Genomic DNA, 23,649 nt, shown 5'->3' with positions numbered 1-23,649 from the left:
GAACGCCACCGTCTGCGAACTGGTTCGGGTAGCCGGTGCCCGGTGGGCCATCGAGGAGTGTTTTCAAGCCGCGAAGAACGAGTGCGGCCTGGACCGGTACGAAGTCCGCCGCCACGTCGGCCGGTGTCGCCACATCACCCTGGCCCGGCACCGGTCGCCCGTACAGCGGCTCCACCGGTCCCGCCGGCGCCGACGCCACCAGGCCGTCGCCCGCCACTGCCACTGCCAGCGCCGCCCGCGCCCCGATCGAGCGAGTCACGAACCATCACCAACCTGATGCGGCATCAGCCGACCAGACTCGGAAAGGTCCCCGTGAGCAGGGCATGTGGAGAAGTGCAACTGGAGTACCAGGGCTGTGCCGGGCCGACCGGTGAGCGCGTGCCGCGCCCTCCGTCACCGCGTGAGCGGCCGGACCGGTCCTCCAGGGGGCCCGGGTTCCCAGCCGGCCGGTCTGAGGATTCCCAGCAGTTGTCGCACCAGTTCGTCGACCACCTCGTCCAGCGTGGCGTCCACCCACCCCGAATTCCAGTCGTGGAGGAGGCCGTTGACGCTGCCGATGAAGGCCGTCGCCGCGAGACGGTAGTCCCGGGGGGGCCGCCTCTCCGCGGGCGGCCGCGGCCGTCGCCTCGGCGCAGATGAGGTCGACCCAGCGGGCTCGGCGGGCCAGCCGCTGCTCCTCCAGCCGGGGGCTGACGCCGACGATCTCCACGAAGGTGATCCGGACGCGGCGCGGGTCGGCGGTCACGTTGGCCGCGTAGGCCCGGAAGATCGCGGTGACCCGCTCGACGAGCGGCGCGTCCCCCGCGGCGGCGAAGGCCGCCAGGACCGCCTCCTCGGCCCAGTCGTTGACCTGGAGGTGCAGCGCCGCCAGGACGTCCTCGAGGGTGCGGAACTCCTCGTAGAACTGGCGGGTCGACAGACCGGCCGCCTCGCTGAGCGACGCCACCGTGGTGCCGCGGTAGCCGGGGACGCCCCCGAACGACTGCAGCGCCGCCGCCAGAAATCTCCCGCGCCGCTCGGCCTGCCGCTGCTCGGCGGTCCGGCCACCGTAGCGGCCGGTCGGCGCCCTGAGCCTGCCCGCCACTGACCCTCCCTCGTCGGTCCGTACTCCCCTGCCGTCAAGTTTGTCGCGTACGGGGTCTTGTGGCGAAGGGCGACCTTCCTTACTTTCCAGTAAGTCAATTCTGAATGCACCCGTGTTCAGATTCGGGGCGGGCAGTTCCGCCCTGCCCCCACACCTTCCGCCCAGAGGAGAGAGCAGCCATGCCTGCCTTCCGAACCAGGCACCTTTGCTCCGTAGCCGCCGCCCTCGTCCTGACCGTCACCGCCCCCGCGACCGCCGCCACCGCGGTCTCCGACGCCTCCGACGCCGCCGCGCTGCGCGAGGTGCTGTTCGTCGGCAACAACTGGGAGGGCACCGCGGACGTCATCAAGTCCAGCGGTGACTTCGCCAAGATCGGCCGGATCAACGTGATCCCCGACAAGAACGCCCGGATGGCGGCGATCAACGCCGACCCGATCAAGTGGATCTACTTCCAGGCGATCCGCAACGGGGTCGGCGAGGGCCACGACCAGTTCGCCGACGACATGTACACCACGCCGGACGGCACGTCGGTGGTCGTCTCCCGGCCCAGTTTCGCCGACGTCGTCTCCATCAACCTGGCCACCGGGAACATCGACTGGCGCTTCCCGGTGTCCGGCTACCGCTCGGACCACATGGCCGTCTCGCCCGACGGCACCCGGGTCGCGGTCTCCGCCTCGATCTCGAACACCGTGCACGTGCTGGACATCAACACCGGCAAGCAGCTGGGCTCGTTCAAGACCGGCGACAAGCCGCACGAGAACATCTTCACCAAGGACGGCAAGTACATCTACAACATGGCGATCGGCGACGTGAACACCTCGCAGGACGCGCCGTGGCAGGACTTCACCAAGGGCGACCGGCGCATCACCGTCGTCGACGCGAACACCTACCAGCAGGTCAAGATCATCGACATGCGGCAGCGGCTGGACGCGATCGGTCTCAAGGACTACTCGGACGCCGTGCGCCCGGGGGTGTTCTCACCGGACGAGTCCAAGCTGTACTTCCAGGTCTCGTTCTTCAACGGCTTCTTCGAGTACGACCTCGCCACCGACCGCATCACCCGGACGAAGACCCTGCCGAAGAACCCCGCGACCAGCGACGACCGCACCACGTACGTCAACGACTCGCGCCACCACGGCCTCTCCATGAGCCCCGACGGAACCAAGCTGTGCGTCGCCGGCACGATGGACGACTACGCCACGGTCGTCGACCGCGCCACGCTCCAACAGGGCCCGCTGGTCACCGCCTCCAAGCCCTACTGGGCCACGGTCAGCGGCGACGGCAAGAGCTGCGTCATCTCCGAGAGCGGCGCCGACCAGGTCACGGCGATCGACTTCGCCACCGGACAGAAGCTGGTGTCGGTCCCCGTGGGCGACCATCCGCAGCGGGTCCGGCTCGGCCATGTGGCGGCGAACTGGACCGGAACCGGCAGCTGACGGCTCCCGGGACACGACAGGGGTGTACCACCGGAGCGGTCGCCATGTCCGACTCGGCTCGTACACCCAGCGGGTCCGCCCGGCCGGCGCCGGTGCGGAGAGCCCCGGCAGTGACGGATCACCCTCGCACGAACGGGAGAGACTCCCGGCGCGGCGACTGCGCCCAGGGCGTTTCTTTCGGATCAGGTCGGATCGGGCACATCCCGCAGGTACAACTGTGCGACCGGCAGCATCGCCATGGACCCCTCATACGGTGCGGTGGCCGCCCTCGGCGGAAACTTCCGAGGAGGGCGGATTCGCTCCAGGGCCTCTCGTTCCTGCGGGGTCGGGCTCCTGCCGCGCCAGGTCGCACGGATCTCCCGTTCCAGCCTCACGTCCGCCGGGGACAGCGGAGTGACAGAGGTGACATCCATAGCCACGATCTTGCCAACTGCCCCTGACAGAGCTCCGAGGGCTTCCCCCGGAACGTCAAGGACTCCTGCCGAGGTCAACGGCTCGGCTGTCCGAGGAGAGTTCGGTGCCGGTGCAGCTCTGCGTGTGCCGGCACACGCCTGGCACCTGGCCGTGTCGAGCGCGGCGGCCGTGCCCGTCTCGGCGGTGTTCCTCCATGAGGGTGTGCGCCGGGCCGCGCGCTTGTTGCGGATGTTGAGTGCGCCTGTGCGCCCTGCCCGCGCGGGTCACGGAGGTCACGGCCAGGGCATGAATCCTTCGGGTGCCGCCGCTCGGCGCCCCGGGCGGACTGCCCGTCGCGGGCCGGGAGGGGCACAGTGGCCGGTACTGACAAAGTACTGGGTACCGGCCCGCTCCACCTGGCCGGCATCCGCGCCGACGTCGATACACACCTGGCCGCCTTCCTCGACGGCAAGGCCCGTGCCGCCGCCGAGCATCGGCTGCCCGGCGAACTCGTCGAGGTGCTGAGCGAGTTCCTCTTCGCGGGCGGCAAGCGGATCAGACCCTTGCTGTGTGTGATCGGCTGGCACGCCGCCGGCGGCGAAGGCCAGGCCGGACCGGTGGTGAGCGCGGCGGCTTCGCTGGAGATGTTCCACGCCTTCGCGTTGATCCACGACGACGTCATGGACGAGAGTGCCATCCGCCGCGGGCAGCCCACCGCCCACCGCGCTCTGGCTGCCCGCCATACCGGGCGGGCGGATGCGAGCCGGCTCGGCGCCAGCGCCGCGATCCTGCTCGGTGACCTCGCGCTGGCGTGGTCCGACGAACTCCTTCACACCGCCGGGCTCACCCCGCACCAGCTCACCGACGCCCTGACGGTGATCGACACCATGCGGACCGACCTCGTGCACGGCCAGTACCTCGACCTGCTGGCCACCGGCGGACCCACCACCGACACCGGGCGTGCGCTGACCATCGCCCGCTACAAGACTGCCAAGTACACCGTGGAGTGTCCGCTGCATCTGGGTGCCGTCCTTGCCGGAGCGGGAACGGCACTTCGCGCTGCCCTGTCCGCCTTCGCCCTCCCGGTCGGTGAAGCCTTCCAGTTGCGCGACGACCTGCTCGGCACCTTCGGTGACCCGACGGTGACGGGCAAACCGGGCCTGGATGATCTGCGGGCCGGCAAGGACACCACCCTGGTCGTCCTGGCGATGCAACGCGCCGACCCGGCCCAGCGGCGCACCCTACGGGCGCTGATCGGCAACCGCGCCCTGGACGAGGACGACGCCGACCACGTTCGCCGGATCCTGGAGGCCACAGGCGCCCGCGCCGCCGTGGAACGCCTGGTCCGGGACCGGCAGGACCAGGCGTGCGATGTTCTGCGGCGAGCCTCGTTCCCGCCCGCGGTGACCGCCGCCCTGCTGGAGATCGCCTTCGCCGCCACTGTGAGGACCGCATGACTGAACACCTCCCCTCTCCCGCAGCGTCTCGTCTGCCGCGGATCGCTGCGGACCCATCCGAATGGAAGCCGCGGCGCGCAGCCGCATCGGCCGCCCTGGCCGTCACCGACACGGTCGTTGCCGCTCGGCTCTCCCAGTGGACGCACAGCCTGGGAGCGCCTTTCACCCAGGACGCCGTGCCACTGAGCGCGGTCTACGCCACCCACGTCGCGCCCTGGAACACGCCGACTGCCACTTTGACCACGGCCAAGACCGTCCTGTGGATCTGCACCGTCGACGACTGGGCCGAGCACGAGGACACAGCCCTGCTTGGCCTGGCGCATCTGCGGGAGGTCGCCGAAGGCAAGGCCCCCGACCCGCACATCGCCCTTTCCCGTGCCCTCGCCGACATTCGCGACACGGTACGAGAGGCGGCACCGTCGGCGTTTGTCGTCTCTCAGTGGGTGAAGGCCGTCACCGGTCTGCTGGCGGGCATGACGTTCGAGCACCGTGCATCCGCCCGCATCAAGGACGGAGGCCCACCACCTGACCTCCCCCTCTACCTGCACCACGCCGGCCAGACCATCGGCGTCCCCCTGCTCATGGCCACACTATGGGCCCTAGCACCCCAACCGGCCGGTGACAGCAGCCTTGTACAACTGGAGCCCCCGCTCGCAGCGGCCTCCCAGGCCATCCGCCTGGCCAATGATCTCCAGAGCTACGAACGCGAACGCCGCACCGGCGACCTCAACGCCCTCTCCCTCGGCGCATCACCCGCTTTCCTCAGGAAGCAGATCGCTCACCAGGTCCGGCGCTGTCTGACACAGCTGCGCCCCCATCTCACCGGCACCTGCCCCGAAGCCCACGCTCTGCGCTACCACCTGCATTTCTGCCTGCGTCTCCACCAGTTCGGCGATGTCGGCCACCTGCACGAGCCGGAGCAGCAGAGACACCCGACGAACCACGAGCGCTGAACTGCCCCGGGGTTTGCCCGCGGCCGGCTTCCGGACGACGACCTGATCGGCCGGCACGGTGCGCCCACGCGTCTCCAGGACAAGCAGGGAGAGCCACATGCACGATGCGGTGACCGAAGCCGAAAAGATCGTCAGGGACATCGGCGGCAGAACGATCGCCTCCACCGCCTACACCACAGCCTGGGCCGCCCGCATGACCACCCCGGACGGCCAGGAGATCTTCCCCCGCGCCCGACACTGGCTGACCACGCATCAGCACCCGGACGGCTCTTGGGGCAGCGACGCCGTCCACAACCCCTACGACCGCCTCGTTTCCACTCTCGCCGCCATCACTGCCCTCAACGAGGCGTCCGACGCCGTCAGCCGACGCGCAGTACACGCAGGCGTGGACTTCCTCGAGCACCACGCCGTCGACTGGCGCGGCGCTCCCGGAGAAACCGTCGGCTTCGAAGTGGCCGCCCCCTTCCTCCTGGAGCAGGCCCGCCGACACGGACTGGACGTGTCCGTGCACGGCGAAGAAGAACTGCACCGCCTGCGCGCGGACAAACTCGCCACCGTCGTCGACTCCGGCGCGCTGCTGCGCGAACCCACCAGCCTGCTCTACTCCGTCGAAGCCCTCACCGACCTCGTCCCCGCCCAGGAACTGGCCCGCTTCACCCTGCCCAACGGCTCCCTGGCCGACAGCCCTTCCTCCACCATCGCCCTGTGGCAGGCCACCCGCGATCCCGCGGCCCTGTGGTACCTGTGCAGCGCCGCCCGTTCCACCGACGACGGCGGCATGCCGGAAGTGCACGGTTTCGATGTCATGGAACCGGCCTGGGCCCTCTACACGCTCGCCCGCGCGGGCCTCAAGCCCCCCTCCGCGACAGCCCACATCGCACGCCTGGAAACTCTGGGTGAACGCTCACCGGCGGGGCTGGCCATGAGCGCAGGCTTCCAGGTCGCCGACTCCGACGACACCTCGATGGCCGCCAACGTCCTGCACGCCTACCACCGCCCCACCAGACCCCTGCTCGAAGCCCTCACCTCCTTCGTCACCGACACCCACGTCGCCTGCTACCCCCACGAACGCGGCCTGACCGTCACCGTCAACGCCCGCGCCCTTGAAGCCTTCGCGCCTCACCCCGACATCTACGCCGAAGAAATCCGCACCGCCCTCGGCTATCTCCTGGACGTACGCAAGGACGGTGCCTGGTGGGTGGACAAGTGGCACACCTCGCCCTACTACGCCACCGCACAGGCCGCCTTCGCCTGCGCCCTCGCAGCTCCACACGAAATGGCGGCCGCCTGGCAGTGGCTCCTGGACAGCCAGCACCCGGACGGATCCTGGGGCACCGGCGCAGGACCGGCCGAGGAGACCGGCCACGCCGTCCTCGCCCTCAACGCCCTCGAACCCCACTTCGGCCCAGCCCTCACCGAGGTCTACCAGCGCGCCCACACTCAGCTGTGCACACACCTGAACAACCCCGACCTGCCTGCCTTGTGGATCGCCAAGACCCTCTACACCCCCGTCAATGTCGTCCGCGCCGTCATCCTCTCTGCTCACACCATCGCTGTCCGCCGCGCCGGCCAGACACCCGCCCGATGCGCCGTTCAGGAAACACCCTCATGAACGGGCTCAACGGCCCTTACTCGGAATGCAGTTGAGTACGCGTGCTCATACCCGGCGCGTGCAGCACGGCCCGCCACACCGCTCCCGCCGGCGCCCGCGACGGCTCGCCGGCCTTCACCACCGGCGTCGCGGCGTCCTCCGATGTCAAGAGCGTGAAGGTGCTGGCCTGGCCGGCGAACTCGTCCTTCGCGACGAAAGGGCTGACGGCCGAGGACATGGCCGGTGCGCAGTCGGCCGTCTGCAAGCCTTCGGGCGCGGACAGCCGGCGCTGCACGTACAAGGTCGCCGTCACCCGCGCTGACGCCGGAGGCTCCCCGACATCCGGGCGGCCGACTTCAGGATGGTCTGATCATCCAGCATACTGATCCGAACGTACTGTGCCTCGTCTTCGGGGCGGGGAAAGCAGGTGGTGATGGTGGCGAACGAGCCGTGGCGGGTGTCGGTGGACGCCGAGGAGTTCGAGGTCAGCCAGCCGGACGGGAAGCCGGGTACCTACCACTTGACCTGGCTGACCGGGCCCGACCCCCAGTACGGATTCGGGTTCAGTACCCACCCTGCGGTGCGCGCCGACAGGGAGCAACTGGAGGAGGCCGTGCGGGAGTTCCTCGCACAGGTGAACCCCGACACCGGACACATCGAGTGATCGCCGGCACCGGACCGCACCGTTCGTCGAGGTGATCCGGCCTCTTGCCCGCACGTACACGGCCGTGCGGGCAGAGGAGCGGATGAGGTCCGCGTCGTGATGGCTTTGCGACTTGACCCGGGCCGGGGCAGAGCCAGGCGGAGTGCTTCGGCTTCGCCGCAGGACGCTCTCGCTTCGTCACCGATTCCTGGAGAGCGACCGTCAGGTCCAGCGTCCGGCCCGGCTGCCCGGCCGGCTCCGGCGCGGCCTATGGCCTGCGGCGCTCGCGTTTCGCCTCGATCGGCTTCGCGAGGGCCTGCGTACAGGTGTCCTGCAGGCTGTCGTCTTCGAGGTCGTCGCGGGTCATGCGGTCGATCAGTGCCAGTGCCTGGCCCATCTCCTCTTCCCTCACCTGCTCGTCCGGTGTGCCGACGGCGGCCGGGTCGCGGATTTCGTCGGGCCAGCGCATCGCGTGCAGGACGATCACATCATCGCGCGCCCGCAGCACGCGCAGCCGCTGCGCGGCCCGGCCCGGCGTATGTGGCGATCGCGACCCGCGCCGAGCGGCGCAGAGCCTGCTGAGCAGCTTGTACGGTTTCGCCGCGACCTGTCCGTGGGGCACCAGGCAGTAGCCCTCGGCGATCCGGATCGGGTCGATCGACTCCAATCACGATCTCGTCCTCGGTCAGCGGCACCGGTGCGTACGACACGCTTCAGCTCCCCTCGGCCACGGGCGCCGGGACCTCCGCGAGATCCCGGCCGACCGGGGCGTCCGGCCACGGCCGCAGCGCACGCTGAAGGGTCACCGACTCCCGCCGCATACGCGCCGAGCGGGTCTCTGCAGCAATGTCCGCGACCGTGCGGGCGATCCCCAACGCCTGATCCGGCTGGCCTGCTCACGCCGCCGCGGTGGCGTGAGCAGGCCAGGTCCACGCCGCGATCCCGGCGGGCACTCGTCCCCGTCGTACCGGACGACGCCCGCGGCGGGGACGGCCGTGGCGGGCGCCGCTGCCATCGGGGCCGGCACGGACGCCGCGAGCATCGCCGCGGCGAACAGACGGCGGGAGGGGCGCGTCGCATGTGGGGGCGCTTCTTCCAGCTCAAGGGCTCGGATGGCGACGTCGCCCCCCGAGCCCCGGCTGAAGGCCCCGTCCCGTACGCCGTCCGGCGAGTCCACTCGTTCGGAGCCACCCGGGGCTCCGATGCGGCCTCGGCCGTGAGCCCTGGCGGCCTCCGGTTCAGCCCTCCCGGGTACCGCACCGGCTCGCCCCGGTCGGGCGGCGAGCAGTGCGCGGCGGGTCGCCTGCGGGCGCCGCCTACGGCCGCAGCTGGGCCGCGAGTGCCTCGGTGACCTTCTTGAGCGACTCGCCGGCCAGGGCCGGGTCCGCCTTGGTGACGGGCCATCCCTGGGAGACCACGAGCGCCAAGTCGCCCTTGCCCGCCACCGCCACCCGTGCGACGGCGACCGTGCCCCGGCCCGGGGTGACCCTGGTCTGGCCGATCCCGGCCTTGTCCTTGGAGAACGCCGTTACCTCGGCGGCGCGGAGGTTGCCGAGGTAGGCGATCTGCGGCAGTGCCAGGTTCACCGCCACCCCGCCCTCGGACGCGGCCACGAGGTCGATCTCCACCGGGGCTTCCGAAGCCGTGAATTTGCAGACGACGGACGCGTTCGGCGGGACGGCGGGGTTGGAGGGGACCCCGGACGGCGTGGGCTGCCCGCTGGGCCAGGCCTCGGCCGGCCGGCCCGGGGCGACGGTCCCCTGAGCCGCGGGGTGGCCGCCGGACGCCGCCGGGGTGACGGTCCGTTCGGCACCGGCCGCCTTCAGCGCCGCCGCCGGGTCGAGGCCGAACGGGCAGGCCGACGTACCCGTCAGCTGCTTCGCCGTCGAGGCGACCCGGTCGTAGGACAGCCTCTCACCGCCCGAGGCGGCCCCGCCGGAACTCCCGGACGAGGAACAGGCGCTCCCGGCAAAGGCCATCCCGGTCGCGCCGGCCAGGGCGAGAATGCGGCGGTACCTGGCTGCAGCGGATGGGTGCGGGTCGACTGAGCGATCAGCTGTCATCCGGTCAGCCTAACCAACTCGCGAGCCGACGACCGCCGACGACGTCGACGCCCGCGGGCTCGCCGCTGCCCTGGGTGCGCATGTGGCTCAGTTCGTGCTTCGTGCTCGCCCGGATGCCGCGCAGGTTGACGTTCTGAACGCGGTCGAACTGGTCAGCGGTCTCATCGACGGCTTCGGTGGGCGGGGGCCTGACGGCGGCGTTGTCGTAGGCCATGTCGAGCCGTCCGAAGGTGGTCACCGTGCGGTCGACGGCGGCGGCGACCTGGTCCTCGTCGGAGACGTCGCACATGACCGCGAGGGCCCGGTGGCCTGCGTCGGTGAGCTGCTTCGTGGCGGCCGTGAGGGCGTTCTCGTCGATGTCGGTGAGGGTGACGGCGGCGCCGGCTTCGGTGAAGGCGCGCGGCTCCTTGTGCGGGAGTTGGGGCTCAGACGGTCTGGCCGCCGTCGACGACGAGGGCGGTGCCAGTGGTGAAGGCGGCGTCGTCGGAGCACAGCCAGAGCACGGCCGAGGCGATCTCCTCGGGCTTGCCGAGGCGGCCGACGGGTTCGTCGGCGATGAGTCCTTCGCGTCCGCCGGGGCGGGTGTCGCCGAAGCGGCGGATCATCTCGGTGTCGATGATGCCGGGGCAGACGGCGTTGATACGGATGCCGTCGGCGGCGTGGTCGAGGGCGGCGGAGCGGGTGAAGCCGATGACGCCGTGCTTGGCGGCTGCGTAGGCGGCCTGTCCCTTGAAGCCCTTGACACCTGCGCCGGAGGAGACGTTGACGATCGCGCCGCCGCCCTGGCGGAGCATCTGCCGGACCTGCGCCCGGGTGCACAGGAACGCGCCGGTGAGGCTGACGCCCAGGATGCGGTCCCAGTCGTCCTTGGCGGTATCGGCCGCGGACCGGACGGGCTGCTCGACGCCCGCGTTGTTGAACGCGGCGTCCAGGCGTCCGAAGTGCTCCACGGTCCGGTCGACGGCTGCTCGGACGTCTTCTTCGCCGGTGACGTCGCAGGTCAGGGTGAGGGTCTGTCCGCCGTCGGCCTCGATGAGGCGGGCGGTCTCGCGCAGCCCGTCGGCGGACCGGTCGACGAGTGCGACGTGTGCGCCGGCGCGAGCGAAGGCGAGGGCGGTGGTGCGGCCGATGCCGGAAGCTGCGCCGGTGACGAACGCGGCCTTGCCGTGGAAGTCGTAGGTGACGTTCATGTGAGTTCTCCTTCGATGGCCGAGGTGCGTGTCCGGGCGGATGTCAGGGGCATGACGGTGCCGGTGCGGAGACGTCGGCCCGTGCACGGGCCGGCGTGGTGCGCTGGGCGACGATCCGCGCCGGACGTGCTGTGCCGCCGAGCGCGAGGGCGGAGCCGGCGGTGATGCCGGTGTCGTAGGCGGAGATGGTGAGCGCCGAGGTCACCGGCGATCTCCGAGAGCAGTCCGGCGATGACGAACTCGGTGGCGTCCATCAGGAACGTGCCGGCGGCGAGCACCCGCACGGCGAAGGGCAGCTTGCCGGGGGCGGGCCCGGTGGTGGAAGGCATACGGAGACCTCTTCCCGTACGAAAGGTGGGCGAGGTCAGGAGGCGACTTCGATGGTGACGCGCCGGGCCCCGCCGAGCTGTTCGGCGCTGACGTCGAGGTGGCCGAGTATGAGCAGGTCGGCGGAGGCGGCAGGCCCTTCCCGGTAGAAGAGGGCCAGGTTGCCCCAGGGCGCGTAGTAGGCGATGTCGCCGACCCTGGCCGCGGCCGGTTCAGGGGCGCCGGAGGTCTCCAGCTTGCGCGGCAGGTCGGCCACCCGCTCCGTGCCGTGGAAGTCCTGAAGGTCCAGGGTGAGCGGGAGCAGCTCGGCGAAGCCGCGGGCGGCGGGGCTGTCGTTCAAGGTGGCGCCGACGCGGCGGCCGTCGAGGGTGAACTGGATGTCCATGGTGGTGGTGCTCCTGTCGGACGGTGCGGGGGCCTCACTCGCCGGGCCCGGCCCTTGCGAGGACGAAGCGGACGGGGACCGGGCGGACGGGCTGTCCGGTGAACCACCAGGGCCGCAGGCCACCACCGCCGAGGCCAAGGCCACGACGGGAGCAGTGCGAAGGAGAGCGTGGGGCACGAGCCTGCCTCATCCCGTCCGGTCGGGCAGCGGCTCGGAGTAGTGCCGGAAGTCGCCGCGCTCGGTGTGGATCGCGTACAGCCGCTCGGCCAGCACCGTAGGGCTGGAGTGCTCGGCGTCCTGGCTGATCGCACCAGGGATGATCAACTGGGCGGCGTGGATGTTCTCCTCGGCGAGCGCGTCGTGGAGCATCGCTGCATACGCGCTCTCTGCGGCGAACGCGATCGAGGTACCGGCCACCTTGGAGTTCGGGCGCACGGCGCTGGAGCCGTTGACGAACAACAGCGTGCCGCGTCCCAGCTCCCGCATCCCGGGCAAAACCGCGTTCACGCAGGTCACCGGGCCCTTGACGGAGAAGGACAGCGGGGCGTCCAGGTCGCCGGCGGTGGTGTCCAGGACCGGCTTCATGAAGTCGGCCCGGGGCACCGGGCTGAACTGGAGGATCTCGATCGGCCCGAGCTCCCCGGCCGCCGCGTGCAGGGCCGCGGTCAGGGAGGCGGAGTCGAGGACGTCAGCGGTGAAGCCGCAGGCCCGGATGCCCTCACCGTCCAGTTCGGCCACGAGGGCATCGAGGTGGTCGGCGTTGCGGGAGACGAGGGCGACGCCGTGGCCTGCGGCACCGAAGCGGCGGGCGGAGGCCAGTCCCAGGCCGGGGCCGGCACCGATGAGGGCGAAAGTGGTCACGGTGAACCTTTCACACGAGGACGTGGACGACGAGGTCGCAGGGGACGGGCGGTCGCAGGGGACGGGCGGGCACAGGGGACGGGCGGGCCCGAGCTTCAGCCGGTGACCGGGGTGGCGGTGTATTCCTCGTCGGTGACGGGGTTCAGCCAGTGCACGACGTCGTGGGTGTCGTCGCCCTCGTTGATGGCCAGGTGGACCATGAGCCGGTTCGGGGTGGCGCCGTGCCAGTGCTCCTCGTCGGCTTCGAACAGGACGCGGTCACCGGGCCGGATGACTTCCACCGGTCCGCCGCGGCGCTGGCACAGGCCGACGCCTTCGGTGACGAAGACGGTCTGGCCAAGGGGGTGGCGGTGCCAGTGGGTGCGGGCGCCGGGCATGAAGTGCACCAGGGACGCGGTGACCCGGGACGGGGCGGGCGCGGCGGCGACGGGGTCGATGTAGACGTCACCGGTGAACCAGTCGGCGGGGCCCTTGACGGTGTCGATCGAGCTGCGGGTGATCTGCACGATTGCTCCTTGTGCGGTAGGGGGGTCAGGGCCTGAGGAGGGTCTTGACGGCGCGGCGCTCGTCCATGGCCTTGTAGCCCTCGGCGACCTGCTCCAGGGGCAGGGTGAGGTCGAAGACCTTGCCCGGGTCGATCCGGCGCTGAAGGACGCGGTCGATCAGGTCGGGCAGGTAGCGGCGTACCGGGGCGGGGCCGCCGCGCAGGCCGACGTGGGAGAAGAACAGCTCCTGCCCGTCGACGGCGACCTCGTGGGGGACGCCGACGAAGCCGACGTTGCCACCGGGCCTGGCGCAGTGCAGCGCCTGGCTCATGGCCTGGGCGGTGCCGACGCACTCCAGGACCGAGTCGGCGCCGATACCGCCGGTCATCTCCTTGATCCGGGCGACGCCCTCCTCACCGCGCTCGATGACGATGTCGGTGGCGCCGAACTCCCGGGCAAGCTTCTGGCGGGACTCGTGACGGCTCATGGCGATGATGCGCTCCGCGCCCATCTCCTTGGCCGCGATCACCGCACACAGGCCGACGGCGCCGTCGCCGACGACCACGGCGGTCGAGCCGGGCTTCACCTCGGCGGCGTCCGCGGCCCACCAGCCGGTGCCCATCACGTCGGAAACGGCCAGCAGGCCGGGCCACAGCTCCTCGCCCGGCACCTCCTGGGTGGCGACCAGCGTGCCCTGGGCGTTGGGGATGCGGACGAACTCGGCCTGGCAGGTGGACATGAACTCGCGGTTCAGGCAGTTCGACTGGAAGCCGTTGCGGCAGTTCGCGCAGGTGTTGTCCGAGGTGGCGAACGAGCCGACGACGAACTGGCCCGGCTGCACCGAAGTGACCTCGGACCCGACCTCCTCGACGAAGCCGACGTACTCGTGGCCCATGGGGTGGGCGTGCTCCGTCGGCTCGGCACCGCGATAGGGCCACAGGTCGGAACCACATACGCAGGTGACGGCCGTCCGGATGACGGCGTCGGTCGGCTTGAGGATCTTGGCATCGTCCACGGTCTCGAAGCGGATGTCGCCGGGGGCGTGGATCACTGCTCCGCGCATAAGAAAAGCTCCTTGCCTGCGAGGCTTGCCGGCACCGGGAGGGTTGCGACAAGCCACCGAACGGATGAGGGGAACCGGCGCAAACAGCGAATCCGCCGCCTGCGGGCCCGGGCACGGCGACCGGCCCACCCGCCGAGACGGGCGGACGGCGAGCGCCATGCCATCCAGGTAACCCCCATCCCGGGCAGTCAGCGAGTCACTGACGAGGGGTGTACCAGCAGTACATCCCTCCTGCCGTGCGCAGGCCGTACCGTCGAAGGCATGGACAACCGCGAGGAGGTCCGCGAGTTCCTCACCTCGCGGCGAGCCAGGATCACCCCCGAGCGGGCCGGACTGCCCGCAGGCCCCCGGCGCCGCGTTCCCGGCCTTCGCAGAAGCGAGGTCGCTGCCCTGGCCGACATGAGCGTCGAGTACTACGCCAAGCTCGAACGCGGCAACCTCGCCGGCGTCTCACCGTCCGTCCTGGAAGCCCTCGCCCGGGCCCTTCAGCTCGATGACGCCGAACGCGCCCACCTGCTGAACCTGGCCCGGTCCGCCGACGGATCCGACGTCCTCAACCGCCCCCGCCGACGGCGTACGAAGGACCGGTGGCGGCCGCACCGCAGCCTGCAATGGACCCTGGACGCCATCACCGCAGGTCCCGCGTTCGTCCGCAACGGCCGCACGGACATCCTCGCCGCCAACCCGCTCGCCCGCGCGTTCTACGCCGACGTCCACGCCGCCCCCGGCAACCAGGCGAACCTCGCTCGCTTCAACTTCCTCGACCCCGCCTCCCGGCGCTTCTACCCCGACTGGAACCTCTTCGCCGACGTCACCGTGGCCATCCTGCGCACCGAGGCCGGCCGCAACCCCCACGACAAGGACCTCCACGACCTCGTCGGCGAGCTGTCCACCCGCAGCGAGGAATTCCGCACCCGCTGGGGCGCCCACAACGTCCGGCACCACGGCACCGGCACCAAACGGTTCCACCACTCGGTCGTCGGTGAGCTCACGCTCGCCTTCGAGGGCCTGGAGATGGCAGCCGAACCCGGCCTCACCCTCACCATCTACACGGCCGAACCCGGCTCACCCTCGGAAGAAGGATTGCGCCTGCTCGCCTCGTGGGCGGCCACCCAGAACAGCGACAGCCCCTCCACCACCACCGGGAATGCGGGCCGGTAGCGACACCACGTCGGGTCAGCCGGGACCCGAAGCCATGGCGGTCACCGCTCATGGTGCCCGGCGCGGAGCCGGCACCCGAACGCGCTGGCCTCTTGCAGGATCCGGGCCGTTCCCGGGCCGACGGCTCCGACGAGCTGCCCGTAGCCGCCGAGCGCGCAGGTCGGCGATACGTCGCCGCTGTACCACCAGCAGACGAAGAATCTGCCGGTAGGGCTTCGTCTCCCCTGCCGACGCCAGTCACTCACCGTGCCTGCAGCGGTGTCACAGACCGGCCGGCTCCCCCACCGCCGCCGCCTCGCAGCACGGCCGACGCAGGTCAGGGGTGCGGACGACCGTACAGACGCAGGTCAGCGTTGCCAGGTAGGCAACTTCATGACGAAGTTCCCCCGCTCTCCCCTCACCGAGCCGGCCCTGTTCGCGCAGCCGCGCACGTGACCTTCGCTGCTGCAAGGTCGATACTGCCGATGACGGCACCGTCACCGACCCTCATCCAGCCACACAGAGGGACTCACGGATCGTCAGCAAAGTCAGCATCAGGTCAACATCACTACCGCCACAACCCGCTTCCAGCCGCTGCGGAACGCCAAGATCCAGAACTCGCGCAACACCGCTTGCCCAGCAAAAACGCAGGTCGAAAGCCCGCCTGCCAAGCTTTCCAGGAGGTATCGATGAAAATGCTCATCAATGTCGCGGAAACGGTGGTCGCGGACGCGCTGCGGGGCATGGCCGCCGCGCATCCCGAGCTGACCGTGGATGTCGAGAACCGGGTGATCGTACGGCGGGACGCCCCCGTGGCCGGAAAGGTGGGGCTCGTCTCCGGCGGCGGATCGGGGCACGAGCCGCTGCACGGCGGATTCGTGGGCCCCGGGATGCTGTCCGCGGCCTGTCCCGGTGAGGTGTTCACGAGTCCGGTGCCCGACCAGATGGTGCGGGCCGCGGCCGCCGTGGACAGCGGCGCCGGCGTGCTGTTCATCGTGAAGAACTACACCGGTGACGTGCTCAACTTCGACATGGCGGCGGAGCTCGCCGAGGACGAGGGCGTCCAGATCGCCAAGGTGCTCGTCGACGACGACGTGGCCGTCACCGACAGCCTCTACACCGCCGGCCGCCGCGGCACCGGCGCCACCCTGTTCGTGGAGAAGATCGCCGGCGCCGCCGCCGAGGAGGGCCGGCCGCTGGAACAGGTCGAGGCACTGGCCCGCCGCGTCAACGCGAACGCGCGCAGTTTCGGCGTCGCGCTCAGCGCCTGCGCCACACCCGCCAAGGGCAGCCCCACCTTCGACCTGCCGCCCGGGGAGCTGGAGCTGGGCGTCGGGATCCACGGCGAGCCGGGCCGGGAGCGGCGCGCGATGATGACCTCGCGGGAGATCGCCGACTACTCGGTGAACGTCGTCCTGGAGGACATGAACCCGCGCAACCCCGTCCTGGTCCTGGTGAACGGCATGGGCGCCACCCCGCTGCTGGAGCTGTACGGCTTCAACGCCGAGGTGCAGCGGGTGCTGGCCGAGCGCGGCGTACCGGTGGCCCGCACCCTGGTAGGGAACTACGTCACCTCGCTCGACATGGCCGGCGCCTCGGTGACCCTGTGCCAGGTCGACGAGGACCTGCTGCGGCTGTGGGACGCGCCGGTGCGCACGGCGGGCCTGCGCTGGGGCATGTGAACCGCGGTCCCCTCCCGTCCCCGCCGGGCGGCCGGAGCGAACGGTCGCCCCTCCCCTCACGCAAGGAGATCCAGTGCTCGACGCCGACTTCTTCCGCCGTTGGATGACGGCGACCGCCGCGTCCGTGGAACGCGAGGCGGAACGGCTCACCGCCCTCGACTCGCCGATCGGCGACGCCGACCACGGCAGCAATCTGCAGCGCGGCTTCCGGGCCGTGGCGGAAACCCTGGAGAAGGAGCAGCCGGCCACTCCGGGAGCCGTCCTGACGCTCGCCGGACGCCGGCTGATCTCGACGGTGGGCGGCGCCTCGGGGCCGCTGTACGGGACCCTGCTGCGCCGCACCGGCAAGGCGCTCGGCGACGCGGCCGAGGTCGGCGAGCAGGACCTCGCCGAGGCGCTGCGCACCGGCGTGGACGCGGTCAGGCAGCTCGGCGGCGCGGCGCCCGGCGACAAGACGATGATCGACACGCTCGTGCCGGCCGTCGACGCGCTCGGCGAGTCCTTCGCCGCGGCCCGCGCCGCCGCCGAGCAGGGCGCCCTGGCGACCACGCCCCTGCAGGCACGCAAGGGCCGGGCGAGCTATCTGGGCGAGCGCAGCGTCGGGCACCAGGATCCGGGTGCCACCTCCTCGGCGCTCCTGATCGCGGCTCTCGCGGAGGTGGCCGGTGAGTGACGCCGCGCGGGACGTGCCGGACACGGCGGCGCGGGACGGGGACGGGCTCGTGGGCATCGTGCTCGTGTCGCACAGCGCGGCGGTGGCCGCCTCGGTCGCCGAGCTGGCGACGGGGCTCGCGGGCGGCGGCACGACCGCCCCGGTGGCGCCGGCGGGCGGCGACGGGGACGGCGGCCTCGGCACCAGTTCCGAGCTGATCTCGGCCGCGGCGGCCGCCGTGGACCGCGGCGCCGGTGTCGCCGTGCTCACCGACCTGGGCAGCGCGGTCCTCACCGTGAAGGCCCTGCTGGCGGAGGGTGACGAGCTGCCGTCGGACACCCGGCTGGTGGACGCGCCGTTCGTGGAGGGCGCGGTGGCGGCGGTCGTCACGGCGTCCGCCGGGGCGGACCTCGCCGCGGTGGAGGCGGCGGCCGCCGAGGCGTACACGTACCGGAAGGTCTGACGCGGGCGAGCTCCGACGCGGGCGGGGCCGTCCGGGTTCAGTCCCGTCCGACGAACCGGCGGGCGAGCCGCTCCCCCTGGGCGGCGGCCGCCCGCCTGCTCTCGATGGGCGAGGCGCCCGGGCCCTTGAACAGGATGTAGGTGACCCCGGACGCCGCCCCGCCGCCGCGCGGGTCGGAGCGGATACCGAGGTCCCGGGCCAGGGCGTACGACGCCTCACCGATGATGTCGTCGGGGCCGACGTCGCCCACCACCGCGTATCCGACCCGGTCGCGGTGGACGACGGCGGCGACCGTTCCGCGCCGGATGCCGTGCTCGCGGTGGTTCCAGCGGCGGCTCGGTGCGGGCACGACGACGTACGGCAGCCGCTCGGCGCTGAGCTGGCGTCCGTCGGACTGCTGGTAGGCGGTGCTGTCGTGGAAGAGCGGGTCGGTACGTTCGTTGCAGTGCCGGCCGGGCCTGCCGTCGCAGTCGATGTCCATGTCGGCCTTCCAGAAGACGGCGTCGCGCCCGCCGCAGATCTCGATGTCCGCGGGCTCGTCGTCGTCACTGCGGAAGCGGCCCCGCGAGACGGGTACGCAGTCGCGCGCCGCGGCCAGCAGTTCGGCGGCCCGGACGTCCCCCGTCCCCTGCGGCCTGAGCACCTTCCGCCCGCCCGGTGTCATCGGTGCCATCGGCGCGTTCGGGGTGTTCGGTGCGACCAGTGCGTTCGGGCCGCTCAGAGCGCTGGTACCGCTCGAGGCGTCGACCGTGGCCGGGGTGTACGCGACACGCTCGTGCCCGGTCTCGGAGGGCGGGTCCGCCCCGGGGAGTGCGGCAGGGGCGATCAGCGCGGCACCGGCCGCAACCAGCATCAGTGACCGGACTCGCACGACAGGACCCTCTCCTGGGCGGCATCGACGAACACGCAGCCCAATCTGGTGGGGGTCCGGACGCCCGGCCACCGCTGGGGGGCCGTACGGCGCACGGCGGGTGACATGCCGTCGGGGGCCGGGTGGCCGCAGCCGTCAACGGCTGCGGCCACCCGGCCGCCCTCGCCGGCGCGGGATCAGCGACGACAGCGTTCCGCACCGCGGCATGAACTGCGCTTCGACAGAGGCGAGTTCATCCGTCCAGAGGATCAGCATACGTAACGCCCGGTCGATATCGCGAACGGCGGCCCTCTTGCTGTGGACGCACCGGCGGCGCCATATTGGTCCGGACCAATTACGTCGAGGACGGGTCGAAGGAGGCGGGACTGTGCGACGCGTACTCCTGCGAGCGGCCGTGGCCGGGGGCGCGCTCCTGACGACCGTGTCCTGCGGCCTCGGCGGACAGGACACGGGCGGCGGGAGCGGCCCGCCCGGTGCTCCGGCCGGTGTCACCGCGGCGGCGGGCAGCGCGAGCAGCGTGCACGTCATGTGGAACCGGGCCGCCGGCAGACCCGCGGTCACCCGCTACGAGGTGTACCGCGGCACCACGAAGGTGAAGGAAGTGCCCGGTTCGGAGCACATGGCCGACATCACCAGGCTGGAGCCGTCGACCGAGTACGCCTTCTCCGTCCGGGCGCGGGACGCCGACGGCAGGCTCGGCCCGCCGAGCGAGCGGGTACGGGCCACCACGCCCACCGCGACCGCCGCCGACGAGCGGGCCCCGAGCCGTCCGGAGGACCTGCGCGGCAGGGCGGCCGGGAGCAGGGCCGTCCAGCTCTCCTGGTCCCGGTCCACGGACGACCGGGGCGTGGCCTCGTACGACATCCAGCAGGGCGCCACCAAGATCCACAGTGTGGGCGGGTCGCAGACGGCGGCCGTGGTCACCGGGCTGCGGCCGGGCACGCGCTACTCCTTCACGGTCCGGGCACGCGACGCGGCGGACAACCTCTCGCCCGTGAGCCGGACCGTCCGGATCAGCACGCCGACGGACGGCGGCGGTGGTGGCGGTGGCGGTGGTACGGCCGCCGGGACGGGCATGGCGCCCACCGGGTTCCGGGCCGCGACGCACCGGGCGGACGGGGCCCACTACCTCGACCTGTCCTGGACCGCGCCCGAGGTGGACGGGGTGATCACGGAGTACCAGATCCAGCTCGACCGGAAACCGGTCACCTCGCTCGTCTGGGGCGCCACACCGCCCCGCGGCAGGGCCACGTACAGCTTCTACGTCGGCCGGGAGGCCGGACTCACCCAGCGGGTACGGATCCGGGCGAAGCTGCCGGACGGCACCTGGGGCGCCTTCTCGGCGGAGCGGACGGTGACGACCGGGGGCCGGACGGCACGGTGACCGCCGGCCGCCGGACGCCGTCGGTGGCGGGCCGGACGGTGGAACCGTTCACCTGCACGGCCCCGGCCGGGGTGCGGGATCGGCGGCCGTCGCTTTGGCTCGGTCCGAAGGCACGGGCGTTCCCCACCCTCGGCGGCTCATGGGATGTACCGCCACCGTGCCGTCGGAGGGCAGTCCTATGCGTATGACACAGACACTCGTCCGCTCCGGCCCGGCCGTGGCCGCCGCCGCGCTGCCGCTGGTCCTCGTCCCCGGCCCGGCCGCCGCGGCCACCGGCATCGACGTCACCACCAGCGGCACGACCGTGCAGGTGACCACCTCCGCGTGCGCCGCCCGGTCCAACGGTTCGATGGGGAACGCCTCCCTCCTCTCCCGCGGCCAGGCGAACTTCGCACAGGGACGCCAGGTGACCCTGTCCGGGACCAGCGGCAGCCAGTCGGCCGCCTGGTCGAGCGTCACCTCCGGGACCTACACCGTCATCGTGGTCTGCGCCGACGGCTCGACGGCGGGCACGCAGTCCGTCACCGTCTCGCCCGCCTCGACACCCACGATCTCCGCGACGGCCACGGCGACGGCGAGCGCGACGGCGTCCCCGTCGCGCGGGGTGATGGGCGGGATGGGCGGCACCACGAAGGACTACAGCGGTGTCACCTACGCGGCGGGCGGGATCCTGGTCGCCGCCGGTGTCGGCGGCACGGTGTGGGTCCTGCGCCGCCGCTCCGGGCCGAACCGGCCGTGAGACCGGACCGCGCGTGAACACGGCGGTGGTGGCGGTGGTCCGGAGTTCCGATCTCGTCGGGCTCCGGAGCGGGACCAGGACATGGGGCCAGGACGTGGGGCCAGGACATGGGGCCAGGACATGGGGTCAGGACGTGGGGTCCTCGGCCGCAGGCCGCTCGAACTCCTCCAGCGCCCGGGTGAGCCAGCCGGTCCAGAAGGTCTCCAGGTCGATCCCGGCCCGCAGGACGAGGTGCTGCAGCCGGTCCGCCGCGGTCGCCCTGCCGGGCGGGAAGTCGCGCTCCTGGATCTCCTCGTACTCCGTCAACTGCCGCCGGTGCAGGTCGAGATGACGACGCAGATCCGCCTCGATGCCCTCGGTGCCGACCACCGCCGCCGCCCGCAGCCGCAGCAGCAGCGGGTCCCGCATGGGCCTGGGGTCCTGGGACGCGGCGGTCCAGCGGGCCAGTTCGGCACGGCCCGCCGGCAGCACCTCGTACCGCTTCTTCTGCCCGCGGGCCGGCTGCTGCGGGGCGAGGGCCCTGATGGAGCCCCCGGCCTCCAGCTTTCCCAGCTCGCGGTAGATCTGCTGGTGCGTCGCCGACCAGAAGTAGCCGATCGACCTGTCGAAGCGACGGGTCAGCTCCAGTCCCGACGACGGCTTCTCGAGCAGGGCGGTGAGGATCGCGTGCGGGAGTGACATGCGGTCATCCTAGGGACGGCCCCGAAGGGTTCTCACGGACCGGCGGCCGCGGACCTACAGGGCCGCCGCCAGCTCGGTGCCCTGCTTGATGGCGCGCTTGGCGTCCAGCTCGGCCGCGATGTCGGCGCCGCCGATGAGGTGCGCGCTGCGGCCCTCGGCGCACAGCGCGTCGTACAGGTCGCGGCGCGGTTCCTGGCCCGTGCAGAGCACGACGGTGTCGACCGGCAGGACGGAACTCTCGCCGTCGACGGTGACGTGCAGTCCGGCGTCGTCGATACGGTCGTACCGCACCCCGGGGACCATGGTGACGCCGCGGTGCTTCAGCTCGGTGCGGTGGATCCAGCCCGTGGTCCTCCCGAGGCCCGCGCCGACCTTGGACTCCTTGCGTTGCAGGAGGTGGACGCTGCGCGGCGGGACCGGCCGTTCGGGGGCGCCGAGGCCGCCGGGTGCCCGGTAGTCCATGTCGACGCCCCAGTGCCGGAAGTACGTCGCCGGGTCCTCGCTCGCCTTGTCGCCGCTGTCGGTCAGGTACTCGGCGACGTCGAAACCGATGCCGCCGGCACCGAGGATCGCGACCCGGTCCCCGACGGGGGCGCCGTCGCGCAGCACGTCGAGGTAGCCGACGACGCTCGGGTGCTCCACGCCGGGGATCTCGGGGGTGCGCGGGCCCACTCCGGTGGCGACGACGACCTCCTCGTACGCGGTGAGGTCCCCGGCGGCGACCGGGGTGTTCAGCCGGACGTCCACACCGTGCAGGTCGAGCTGGGTGCGGAAGTAGCGGATCGTCTCGTCGAACTCCTGCTTGCCGGGGACGCGGCGGGCCACGTTGAGCTGGCCGCCGATCTCGCCCGCGGCGTCGTAGAGGGTGACGTCGTGGCCGCGCTCGGCGGCGCCGACCGCGCAGGCGAGTCCGGCCGGGCCCGCGCCGACGACGGCGATCCGCTTGCGGGTACGGGTCGGGGTGAGGACGAGTTCCGTCTCGTGGCAGGCCCGCGGGTTCACCAGGCACGAGGTGATCCGGCCGCTGAAGGTGTGGTCGAGGCAGGCCTGGTTGCAGCCGATGCAGGTGTTGATGGCCTCGGGCCGCCCCGCCGCGGCCTTGGCGACGAAGTCGGGGTCGGCGAGCATCGGCCGCGCCATGGACACCATGTCCGCGTGTCCGTCGGCGAGCAACTGCTCGGCCAGTTCCGGGGTGTTGATGCGGTTCGTCGTCACGAGCGGGATCGACACGGCGCCCATGACCTTCTTGGTGACCCAGGTGTACGCGCCGCGCGGGACCGAGGTCGCGATGGTCGGGATGCGTGCCTCGTGCCAGCCGATGCCGGTGTTGATGACGGTCGCGCCGGCGGCCTCGACGGCCCGGGCGAGGGTGATCACCTCGTCCAGGGAGGAGCCGCCGGGGACCAGGTCCAGCATGGAGAGCCGGTAGACGATGATGAAGTCGTCGCCGACCGCCTCGCGCACCCGGCGGACGATCTCCAGCGGGAAGCGGATGCGGTTCTCGTACGAGCCGCCCCAGCGGTCGTCGCGTTCGTTGGTCCGGGCGGCGATGAACTCGTTGATCAGATAGCCCTCGGAGCCCATGATCTCCACGCCGTCGTAGCCCGCGCTCCGGGCGAGGCGGGCGGCCCTGGCGTAGTCGTCGACGGTCCGCTCGACCTCGTCGTCCGTGAGGGCGCGGGGGGTGTGGGGGCTGATGGGGGCCTGGAGGGCGCTGGGCGCGACCAGGTCCTGGTGGTAGGCGTAGCGGCCGAAGTGGAGGATCTGCATCGCGATCTTCCCGCCCTCGCGGTGCACGGCGGCGGTGATCGCGGCGTGCTGTTCGGCCTCCGCCTCGGTGGTCATTTTGGCGCCGCCCTCGTAGGGACGGCCCGCCTCGTTGGGCGCGATGCCGCCGGTGACGATGAGGCCTACGCCGCCGCGTGCTCTGGCCGCGTAGAACTCGGCCATCCGCTCGAAGCCGTGTTCGGCCTCTTCGAGGCCTACGTGCATGGAGCCCATGAGCACGCGGTTCCTGAGCGTGGTGTGTCCCAGGTCCAGCGGCTGCAGCAGATGGGGGTAACGGGTCATCGGGCCCTCCGTACGCGGTGTCGTCCCCGCTGTTGT

At 71.7% G+C, this 23,649-nt stretch carries 24 protein-coding genes and 2 pseudogenes; 13 read left to right on the top strand and 13 right to left on the bottom strand.

The genetic code is table 11. The features are described from left to right. Positions 1 to 13: 13 nt before the first annotated feature. Positions 14 to 145: pseudogene (locus QFZ75_RS35750) on the top strand (IS701 family transposase); the annotation flags it as partial. Positions 146 to 393: 248 nt separating this feature from the next. Here QFZ75_RS35750 and QFZ75_RS35745 read toward each other — a convergent pair. After that, positions 394 to 1,084, bottom strand: a pseudogene (locus tag QFZ75_RS35745) (TetR/AcrR family transcriptional regulator). 179 nt (positions 1,085 to 1,263) lie between these two features. On the opposite strand from QFZ75_RS35745, the gene QFZ75_RS35740 reads away from it, so the two are divergent. From QFZ75_RS35740 to QFZ75_RS35715, 6 genes are all read left to right on the top strand, one after another. Beyond that, positions 1,264 to 2,520 (top strand): YncE family protein, encoded by a 1,257-nt coding sequence (locus tag QFZ75_RS35740; RefSeq protein WP_307543576.1) that lies wholly within the window; start codon positions 1,264 to 1,266, stop codon positions 2,518 to 2,520. A 767-nt stretch (positions 2,521 to 3,287) separates the two neighbouring features. After that, a complete protein-coding gene (locus tag QFZ75_RS35735; RefSeq protein WP_307543575.1) occupies positions 3,288 to 4,370 on the top strand; it encodes a polyprenyl synthetase family protein in 1,083 nt (360 codons plus the stop codon). Next, positions 4,367 to 5,323, top strand: coding sequence for a terpene synthase family protein (locus tag QFZ75_RS35730; protein WP_307543574.1), 957 nt, complete (start codon positions 4,367 to 4,369; stop codon positions 5,321 to 5,323). Before QFZ75_RS35735 ends, QFZ75_RS35730 begins: the two co-directional genes overlap by 4 nt. Before the next feature lie 109 nt (positions 5,324 to 5,432). Continuing rightward, positions 5,433 to 6,935: a prenyltransferase/squalene oxidase repeat-containing protein gene (locus QFZ75_RS35725; protein WP_307543573.1), complete on the top strand. Its 1,503-nt coding sequence runs from the start codon at positions 5,433 to 5,435 to the stop codon at positions 6,933 to 6,935. Positions 6,936 to 6,976: 41 nt separating this feature from the next. Then, positions 6,977 to 7,300 (top strand): DUF5707 domain-containing protein, encoded by a 324-nt coding sequence (locus QFZ75_RS35720; RefSeq protein WP_307543572.1) that lies wholly within the window; start codon positions 6,977 to 6,979, stop codon positions 7,298 to 7,300. A 47-nt stretch (positions 7,301 to 7,347) separates the two neighbouring features. Continuing rightward, positions 7,348 to 7,578, top strand: a complete 231-nt coding sequence (locus QFZ75_RS35715) for a hypothetical protein (RefSeq protein ID WP_307543571.1) — start codon at positions 7,348 to 7,350, stop codon at positions 7,576 to 7,578. Between the two features lie 247 nt (positions 7,579 to 7,825). On the opposite strand, the gene QFZ75_RS35710 is transcribed toward QFZ75_RS35715, so the two are convergent. The 9 genes from QFZ75_RS35710 to QFZ75_RS35670 all read right to left on the bottom strand — a co-directional run bounded on the left by QFZ75_RS35710 (position 7,826) and on the right by QFZ75_RS35670 (position 13,931). After that, complete coding sequence (locus QFZ75_RS35710; RefSeq protein ID WP_307543570.1) at positions 7,826 to 8,224, bottom strand: hypothetical protein; 399 nt, start codon at positions 8,222 to 8,224, stop codon at positions 7,826 to 7,828. Positions 8,225 to 8,873: 649 nt separating this feature from the next. Beyond that, the gene (locus QFZ75_RS35705; RefSeq protein ID WP_307543569.1) at positions 8,874 to 9,620 is read right to left on the bottom strand and encodes a hypothetical protein; all 747 of its coding nucleotides are present in this window, start codon (positions 9,618 to 9,620) and stop codon (positions 8,874 to 8,876) included. Between the two features lie 4 nt (positions 9,621 to 9,624). Beyond that, positions 9,625 to 10,086 (bottom strand): SDR family NAD(P)-dependent oxidoreductase, encoded by a 462-nt coding sequence (locus QFZ75_RS35700; RefSeq protein ID WP_307545021.1) that lies wholly within the window; start codon positions 10,084 to 10,086, stop codon positions 9,625 to 9,627. After that, complete coding sequence (locus QFZ75_RS35695; protein WP_307543568.1) at positions 10,046 to 10,810, bottom strand: glucose 1-dehydrogenase; 765 nt, start codon at positions 10,808 to 10,810, stop codon at positions 10,046 to 10,048. Before QFZ75_RS35695 ends, QFZ75_RS35700 begins: the two co-directional genes overlap by 41 nt. A gap of 43 nt (positions 10,811 to 10,853) precedes the next feature. Beyond that, positions 10,854 to 11,015 carry a hypothetical protein gene (locus tag QFZ75_RS35690; RefSeq protein ID WP_307543567.1) on the bottom strand — a complete coding sequence of 54 codons (162 nt, stop codon included), beginning with the start codon at positions 11,013 to 11,015 and terminating at the stop codon, positions 10,854 to 10,856. A gap of 159 nt (positions 11,016 to 11,174) precedes the next feature. Continuing rightward, complete coding sequence (locus QFZ75_RS35685) at positions 11,175 to 11,522, bottom strand: cyclophilin-like fold protein (protein WP_307543566.1); 348 nt, start codon at positions 11,520 to 11,522, stop codon at positions 11,175 to 11,177. Between the two features lie 186 nt (positions 11,523 to 11,708). After that, the gene (locus QFZ75_RS35680; RefSeq protein ID WP_307543565.1) at positions 11,709 to 12,383 is read right to left on the bottom strand and encodes an SDR family oxidoreductase; all 675 of its coding nucleotides are present in this window, start codon (positions 12,381 to 12,383) and stop codon (positions 11,709 to 11,711) included. Between the two features lie 95 nt (positions 12,384 to 12,478). Continuing rightward, positions 12,479 to 12,889, bottom strand: coding sequence for a cupin domain-containing protein (locus QFZ75_RS35675; RefSeq protein ID WP_307543564.1), 411 nt, complete (start codon positions 12,887 to 12,889; stop codon positions 12,479 to 12,481). A gap of 25 nt (positions 12,890 to 12,914) precedes the next feature. Further along, entirely contained in the window at positions 12,915 to 13,931 is a 1,017-nt protein-coding gene (locus QFZ75_RS35670) for a zinc-dependent alcohol dehydrogenase family protein (RefSeq protein WP_307543563.1), read from the bottom strand. A 261-nt stretch (positions 13,932 to 14,192) separates the two neighbouring features. Here QFZ75_RS35670 and QFZ75_RS35665 point away from each other — a divergent pair, with 261 nt between their 5' ends. The 4 genes from QFZ75_RS35665 (at position 14,193) to QFZ75_RS35650 (ending at position 17,868) form a co-directional block, all read left to right on the top strand. Beyond that, positions 14,193 to 15,092, top strand: a complete 900-nt coding sequence (locus tag QFZ75_RS35665; protein ID WP_307543562.1) for a helix-turn-helix transcriptional regulator — start codon at positions 14,193 to 14,195, stop codon at positions 15,090 to 15,092. Positions 15,093 to 15,760: 668 nt separating this feature from the next. Continuing rightward, positions 15,761 to 16,753: a dihydroxyacetone kinase subunit DhaK gene (gene dhaK / locus QFZ75_RS35660; protein WP_307543561.1), complete on the top strand. Its 993-nt coding sequence runs from the start codon at positions 15,761 to 15,763 to the stop codon at positions 16,751 to 16,753. 73 nt (positions 16,754 to 16,826) lie between these two features. After that, complete coding sequence (dhaL, locus tag QFZ75_RS35655; protein WP_307543560.1) at positions 16,827 to 17,426, top strand: dihydroxyacetone kinase subunit DhaL; 600 nt, start codon at positions 16,827 to 16,829, stop codon at positions 17,424 to 17,426. Continuing rightward, on the top strand, positions 17,419 to 17,868 hold the full coding sequence (locus QFZ75_RS35650) for a PTS fructose transporter subunit IIA (RefSeq protein WP_307543559.1): 450 nt from the start codon (positions 17,419 to 17,421) through the stop codon (positions 17,866 to 17,868). Before dhaL ends, QFZ75_RS35650 begins: the two co-directional genes overlap by 8 nt. A 37-nt stretch (positions 17,869 to 17,905) precedes the next feature. On the opposite strand, the gene QFZ75_RS35645 is transcribed toward QFZ75_RS35650, so the two are convergent. Then, positions 17,906 to 18,739 (bottom strand): glycoside hydrolase family 75 protein, encoded by an 834-nt coding sequence (locus QFZ75_RS35645; RefSeq protein WP_307543558.1) that lies wholly within the window; start codon positions 18,737 to 18,739, stop codon positions 17,906 to 17,908. A 367-nt stretch (positions 18,740 to 19,106) separates the two neighbouring features. Here QFZ75_RS35645 and QFZ75_RS35640 point away from each other — a divergent pair, with 367 nt between their 5' ends. Beyond that, on the top strand, positions 19,107 to 20,123 hold the full coding sequence (locus QFZ75_RS35640) for a fibronectin type III domain-containing protein (protein ID WP_307543557.1): 1,017 nt from the start codon (positions 19,107 to 19,109) through the stop codon (positions 20,121 to 20,123). A gap of 178 nt (positions 20,124 to 20,301) precedes the next feature. After that, positions 20,302 to 20,862: a hypothetical protein gene (locus QFZ75_RS35635; protein ID WP_307543556.1), complete on the top strand. Its 561-nt coding sequence runs from the start codon at positions 20,302 to 20,304 to the stop codon at positions 20,860 to 20,862. Positions 20,863 to 20,988: 126 nt separating this feature from the next. Here QFZ75_RS35635 and QFZ75_RS35630 read toward each other — a convergent pair whose 3' ends face one another. Further along, the gene (locus QFZ75_RS35630) at positions 20,989 to 21,543 is read right to left on the bottom strand and encodes a PadR family transcriptional regulator (RefSeq protein WP_307543555.1); all 555 of its coding nucleotides are present in this window, start codon (positions 21,541 to 21,543) and stop codon (positions 20,989 to 20,991) included. Positions 21,544 to 21,597: 54 nt separating this feature from the next. Continuing rightward, a complete protein-coding gene (locus QFZ75_RS35625) occupies positions 21,598 to 23,613 on the bottom strand; it encodes an FAD-dependent oxidoreductase (RefSeq protein ID WP_307543554.1) in 2,016 nt (671 codons plus the stop codon). Positions 23,614 to 23,649 lie beyond the last annotated feature (36 nt).

Source organism: Streptomyces sp. V3I8 (genome assembly GCF_030817535.1).
In the GTDB taxonomy this organism is placed as follows: domain Bacteria; phylum Actinomycetota; class Actinomycetes; order Streptomycetales; family Streptomycetaceae; genus Streptomyces.
This window is presented reverse-complemented; position numbering and strand designations above follow the sequence as displayed.